This is a genomic window from Candidatus Melainabacteria bacterium RIFOXYA2_FULL_32_9 (assembly GCA_001784615.1).
Lineage (GTDB): Bacteria > Cyanobacteriota > Vampirovibrionia > Gastranaerophilales > UBA9579 > UBA9579.
The window spans coordinates 1-6,432 of the sequence record MFRQ01000099.1 but is presented as its reverse complement, the minus strand read 5'-3'; the positions used below and the strand labels follow the sequence as shown (position 1 = coordinate 6,432).

The 6,432-nt window shown below is 31.4% G+C and carries 5 protein-coding genes and 1 pseudogene (1 of these 6 only partly in view); 2 read left to right on the top strand and 4 right to left on the bottom strand.

The window, feature by feature from the left end; all coding sequences use genetic code 11:
- A pseudogene (locus tag A2255_11070) lies at nucleotides 1-276 on the bottom strand (hypothetical protein) (it extends 48 nt beyond the left edge of the window).
- A gap of 615 nt (nucleotides 277-891) precedes the next feature.
- Between A2255_11070 and A2255_11065 the strand changes: the two are divergent.
- The gene (locus tag A2255_11065; GenBank protein OGI19273.1) at nucleotides 892-1,638 is read left to right on the top strand and encodes a hypothetical protein; all 747 of its coding nucleotides are present in this window, start codon (nucleotides 892-894) and stop codon (nucleotides 1,636-1,638) included.
- A 14-nt stretch (nucleotides 1,639-1,652) separates the two neighbouring features.
- Here the strand turns inward: A2255_11065 and A2255_11060 are convergent, their stop codons facing one another.
- Both A2255_11060 and A2255_11055 read right to left on the bottom strand, forming a co-directional pair.
- Nucleotides 1,653-3,110, bottom strand: a complete 1,458-nt coding sequence (locus A2255_11060; GenBank protein OGI19272.1) for a mannose-1-phosphate guanylyltransferase/mannose-6-phosphate isomerase — start codon at nucleotides 3,108-3,110, stop codon at nucleotides 1,653-1,655.
- 79 nt (nucleotides 3,111-3,189) lie between these two features.
- Nucleotides 3,190-4,032: a hypothetical protein gene (locus A2255_11055; GenBank protein OGI19271.1), complete on the bottom strand. Its 843-nt coding sequence runs from the start codon at nucleotides 4,030-4,032 to the stop codon at nucleotides 3,190-3,192.
- A gap of 162 nt (nucleotides 4,033-4,194) precedes the next feature.
- Between A2255_11055 and A2255_11050 the strand changes: the two genes are divergently transcribed.
- Nucleotides 4,195-5,295, top strand: coding sequence for a hypothetical protein (locus A2255_11050; protein OGI19270.1), 1,101 nt, complete (start codon nucleotides 4,195-4,197; stop codon nucleotides 5,293-5,295).
- Between the two features lie 55 nt (nucleotides 5,296-5,350).
- Here A2255_11050 and A2255_11045 read toward each other — a convergent pair whose 3' ends face one another.
- Nucleotides 5,351-6,346, bottom strand: coding sequence for a hypothetical protein (locus tag A2255_11045; protein ID OGI19269.1), 996 nt, complete (start codon nucleotides 6,344-6,346; stop codon nucleotides 5,351-5,353).
- Nucleotides 6,347-6,432: the final 86 nt, after the last annotated feature.

Below are 6,432 nucleotides of genomic sequence, written 5' to 3'. Positions count from 1 at the left end.
TATGATCTCTATTGCTAATACTTTTTGCACTTCAGGAGAAGATAATCTTAAACACTCGATAGCATAAAACACACTTTCCTCGAAGTCATACCAGCGGCGTGAAAAAAAGCCGGGTTTTTCATATCTAATTTTATCAACAGGGACGTTATGGGCTTTGCCTTTTTGAATTATGTGTTCTGCAACAAGTAGCTGATTGTGTATATTAGCATTTCTTAAAATACTTACAGCTAAACTCACAGTTGGATCTTGATCGTACCACCTCTTATTATTCGTCATCCAATAAGAATCCTCAAGCTTATATAACACCCTGAACTTCTATATTTTAGAATACTTGATTTATTGAGTCTTATCAAGTGATTATTTTTATAAAATTACAATTTATTTAGCATGAATAAAATTATTTATAAAAATAATAAAAATTTACTTATCAGACATTCTCTAATATAAATCTCCAAAAGTCCACCCGTGTCTATATATAATAAGTATGTCTAATGGATAGATTTTAAAGTTTAAATTCAAGTTCAATATTAAAAAAATTAAAAAATTTTAAAGCATTGTTAAGAAATCCTACGAAAAATAACGATCGAGTATATAAAAAATAGCAATTTTTTATATCATTTAGTTTTTATATATATAAGAGAATAAAAAAATACCAGCCAAGAAAATTGGCGCTACAAGACAAAATAAAGGGGTTATTAAACTAACATATCGGGGTGCTACTAGGCATAGGAGGATTAAGACAGTTAACCAACTGTCTTTCTTATTGTCTTTAAGGATAATTATTAGAATATGAGAGTAATGTCATTACCTGTTTACGGTTGAATCAACAAGATGTTTTAATTATTCTAAAAATATCTTATTGTATTATCCCGATAGCTATGGAGGGAATTTATGAAAATTGCTGTATTATCAGATATCCATGGAAACCTGGATGCCTTACAAGCAGTATTGAACGATATTAATTCTCAAAATATTAGTAAAATCTTTATATGTGGCGATCTGGCTATGGCAGGGCCTGAGCCTGTAGAAACAATTGACTTTATCAACGATCTGTCAAAAAGATGGAACATGGCAATAATACAGGGCAATACAGATGAAATGATAGTAAAATCTACAGGTAGTGACAAGTATACTCCGCCAAATGAAATAATGGCGGCCTCTCTTAAATATGCTCAAGAGGTTTTAAGACCGGACCAGAAAGAATTTTTATATGAATTGCCTGCACAACTTAAAGAAACTATAGGCAATTTAGAAATTTTGTTCGTACATGGTTCTCCAAGAAGAAATAACGAAGACATATTTCCTAATATGGATATAGAAAAAGTCAAAGAAATGGTAGATAGAGTTACTGAGAACATAATTTTCTGCGGTCATACTCACATGCCTGTCAACTATCACGTAGGTAAACAAGCCATAATTAATGTCGGGAGCGTTGGTAGACCATTTACAGAATTACCAAAAGCCTGTTATGTAATTTTAGACTACCCGGATTTATCAGGAAAAGAATTTAGCTTCAATTATAGATTTGTAGACTATGATTATAAGTCAGCAGCAGACAAATTAGCTAAATTACCGTTTAAAGGAGCAGATAAATTAGCTCAAATGCTAATTAAAGCTACATCCAGATATCCAGAATAAGTAAATAATTGATTTTATTGGTGTAATTTTGCTGATTCATCAAGGCGCACAATATCATCTTCATCAAAATGCGTACCCGACTGAATTTCTATCATTTTAAGATCTTCAGCACCAGGGTTTTCTAATAAATGCTTCTCACTAGCCGGAATAATTATGTTATCACCCTGTTTTAAATATATTTCTTCATTATTCTTTATTATTTTTGCAATTCCAGAAAGCACAATCCATTGTTCATTTCTATATAAATGAACGTGTAGGCTTAACTTGGATTTTGGATTAATATGGAGTGACTTAACCATAAAACCTTCACCCTTTTGTAGAACTGTACTATGGCCCCAGGGTCTGTATACGGTTTTATGAATGACACAAGCTGAATCATTATTGCATTTAAGATAGTCAAAAACCTTCTTTACATCCTGTGTTCTATTCTTATTACAGGCTAAAATTGCATCTTCAGTTTCTATAATAATCGTATCCTTTAGCCCTATCGTTGAAATAAATTTGGATGTTCCATAAATTAAAGAATTTTCACTATCAATGTCAAATACATTACCTACAATAAAATTATCTTTTTCATCCTTCTTGGAAGTCTCATAAATTGCCTGCCATGAGCCAAGATCATTCCACCCACAGTCAATAGGAATAAGTGTTATAATCTTTGAACATTCCATGACAGCATAATCTATAGATATTTCGGGTATTTTAATATATTCATCATATGAAACTGTAGAATTTCCTTCTGTAAATTCACAGTTTAAAACCCCGTCAAATACATCTTTTGAATGTTTCTCAAGCTCATTTAATAGGGTGGAAGCCTTAAACATAAAGATGCCGCCATTCCAGTAGTAATTCCCTTGTCTACAATACTCTTCGGCCGTATTGAGATCAGGTTTTTCCTTAAATTCTTCCACTTTCATAGCAGTATCTACAATATTAGAAATATTAGCGTCTTTATAAGTCTTGATATAACCAAATCCTGTATCAGGTCGTTCAGGCTTAATACCAAAAGTAACAATAAAACCTGCTCTTGCAAGATCAGCCCCCTTAATAAGCGCTGCTGCAAATTCTTCCTGACATTTAACCAGATGATCAGATGGAGCAATTAAAATTACAGGATCTATTCCTTCTTTATTCAACTTTTTTAAAATATAAAAGACTGAAAGGCCTATAGCAGGAGCTGTATTTCTTCCTACAGGTTCAGCAATAACCTCAAGATTCCCTGAGATTCCAAGTGATTCTTGCAAATCACCTAACTGCATTTTTATTTCTCTAACGTGCTTCTGATTGGTTACAGTAACAATATTAGACTCAGGAATAACTTGAGATAACCTTAAGAAGGTTGACTGAAACAAGGTACTTTCATTATTTAACTTTAAAAGCTGCTTGGGATGCATCTCACGACTAAGAGGCCAAAGCCTGCTTCCACTTCCACCAGCCAAAATTACCCCATATAAGTCTGAGCATTTATCCATTTTTGTACTATTCCAATTCTTATTACTAAAAAACATAATTTATTATAATATAAAATCAGTTTTAATAATTTACCATATCTTATGTTCCCGAAACCAATCTAAACAGAGTAATTTCAGGTTTAGAATTAATTCTCGGAGTATTCATAACAAATTTAACGTTAAATATTTCAGGGGTAATAAGAGCTGTCCCTATCCCTCTATTGACGTATAATTTAGATTCATCCAGGCTATATAACCCTGAAAGATAATTGCATCCCAGTCTTAATCTATATATAAATCTCAAAACAGAGAAATATAACTGCCCTCCGTGAGTATGTCCAGCTAAAACTAAATCAGGATTATATTCAGCAAATTCATCGAAGTTAAAAGGGTTATGTGTCAAAAATATCGAAGTTGCATCTTTAGGAATATTTTGCACCATTTGTATTATATTTTGACTTCCAAGTTCAAGATCATCTGCCCCCGCCATATATAAAGTTTCGCCATTTATATTTATCTTAGCTGACTCATTAACCAGAACTTGAAAATCTGTTTTTCTGTATAACTCTTGTACTTTTAAACTATCATCACCATCTGAGTGGTCATGATTTCCAATACAAGCAAACTTTCCATATTTTGAGTTAATTTCCTTAAACAATCTGGTTAAATCAGGAATAAATTTTTGCCCGTTACATATAGCATCACCTGTCATTACTACTATATCAGCGTTTAGCTTATTTAAAATTGATATAGCAAGTTCAACAAGCTCAGTATTTCTCTCATTTAAGTGCAAGTCAGATATCTGAGCTATAAGTAAACCATTAAGACTACTTTCCAGTCTATCTACTTTAATATCCTTAAAAGTAACCTCTATTTTTCGTGATAACCCTGCCAAAAATCCAGCTATATTATCTAATCCCGGGTCAAAAATTTCCAAATTCATTGAATATATTAAACACATAAATAATTAGTACATCAATAAAATTTAGCACATTTTACTACCTCAGATCAAAAAACTAGAAATCTAGCTATCACCTTAAGATGCTTTAATTATAGGCTAATTAATGCGATTTTTATTGTGTATTAAATTTTAAAAAGAATTATTATGTACGCAGATAAAATTATTGAGCTCATTAATAAAACAGTAGATACGTTCAGATATAAACCAAGAGAGAGTGATGCACCTTTTAAAAAACCCGAAAAAACATTAATTGCTCTACCTGGTTATATTGGAGATATTATTCTTTTAATTCCTACTCTTAGAAATCTTCGTTATAATCTTGGGGATAATTCTCAGATAGATATTGTCTGCAATAAAAACATATATAATCTGGTAGAAACTCTACCTTACATAGATAACTTTTACTTAAATGAGAATATAGGAAAAAATAAAGTCTCATTTTTGAGGCAGAATAACTATGACACTGTGTTTTTGTTTAATTTTCCGGTGTTATGGTCTTTTGCCAGTTATAGAGCAGGAGTTGAACAAAGAGTCAGCTTTAATTTAGAGAGAATTGGTCTTAATTACCCGCCAATTTGGCAAAAATTAATTACACATCTAGTGAAATCAACCCCTATAACTGATAAAAAACCTCAATGGCAAGTATATTTGGATACTTTGAAAGATCTGAACTTAAATATTTTTGATGAATACCTGGAAACACATTTAACCAATGATGACTTATATAAAGCTAAAAATGTAATGCAGGAAATAGAACGCCCAAGAATAGCAATACATATTACTGCAGGTTCTCCAGGAAAACAGTGGCATTTAAATAATTGGATAATATTAATAAAATATCTAAAAGACAAGTACAACTGTAGTCTTATTGCAACAGGAACAGAGAATGAAAAAATCCTGTATGATTATCTAGCTACACAATCAGGAATAAGAATCCATAATTTATGTGGAAAAACAACAATCAGAGAAACTATAGCTTTATACCGTTATCTGGATTTAATTGTAACCTTAGATACAGCATCTGCACACTTTGCAGCAGCAGCAAATACAAAAAATATCGTTATAATATATGGCCCTACTAATGAAGCACAATGGCTGCCTCACGCACCAAACTCGAATATTTATCAAATATATAGAAATTTACCTTGCCGACCCTGTTTAACACGGTTTTGCCATCACAGAGAATGCTTAAATAAGTTATATCCTGATAAAATAATTAACGTGATAGAACAAATCTCTATCTAAATTTCTAAATCGATAAAAAGCTTGATATAACTAAGCAATTCAAGTTATTTAGGAATTATTTATCTATAATTACAGTAGTATCCCTGTCTACATCCTTACCTTGATTAAGCTGCCAGGATTTTGATTTAGATTTGCTCTTTTGCTGTAGATTCTTTAATCTTGTCTCCTTAAAATCAAAGTCTATCTGGATTTTATCCTTTTTATCGCTAATTGTTATTACCCTGAATGAATTTGGATATTCAACTAAAGCAGGAGTACTGACATAAACTTTATTATCACTTTTGATGATTTTTGCAGCATGATAATGTCCACTTAGTACTGCAATTACATTATTGTGCTTATTTAACACCTGTTGATACTCAGCAGCATTTAAAATTTTATGACTTTCACTTTTAGAAGGTTCGATTACAGGAAAATGCTGCACTATAATAACTTTAGAATCTTTATTACCGCTCAATTCTTTATCGAGCCATTCTAATTCTTCTTTATGGTAATAACCATTTGCTGTTACACGCCAATCTATAACCCCATCCATTACTACAAATAAATATCCTTTTTTAGGACTAAAGCTATAATAAGACTTATCACTATTCACATTCTTGTTATATTTGCTTATCAGACTTATACGTCTACTTTTACTTAAACCACCTTTAATACCTATTTCGTGATTTCCTGTGCTGGCATGCCAAGGATATTTTAGCTTATTAGCTATAGATATAAACTTCATTAAATCAGACTCAACCGGTTTATTTATGGAGTCACCGGAAAACAAAACAAGATCTATATTATCAACACCATTAATCTGTTCTACAGCATCCTGAAATAGTTTTCTAGAGCTTGAATATAATCTTCTGGAGCTGTCTTTTGAGGTTGAATCAATATGAATATCAGAAAGATGTGCCAGTTTTAAAACTGAGTTCTCAGTTTCATTCTTAGCAATTGCGTTATATGTACTGTTTAAAGGGAAATAAGCTATTCCTAAAATCAAAAACAAAGTAAATATTAGAAAAAATAAGCCCGGAGACTTTTTCATATTCTTAAACATAAGCATCAATATAAATCTTTCTATCTTAATTCAGTTGATAAATGACTATCTAAATTGTACCCGGATTTTTATTATTTTTTCAAACTTTTTAA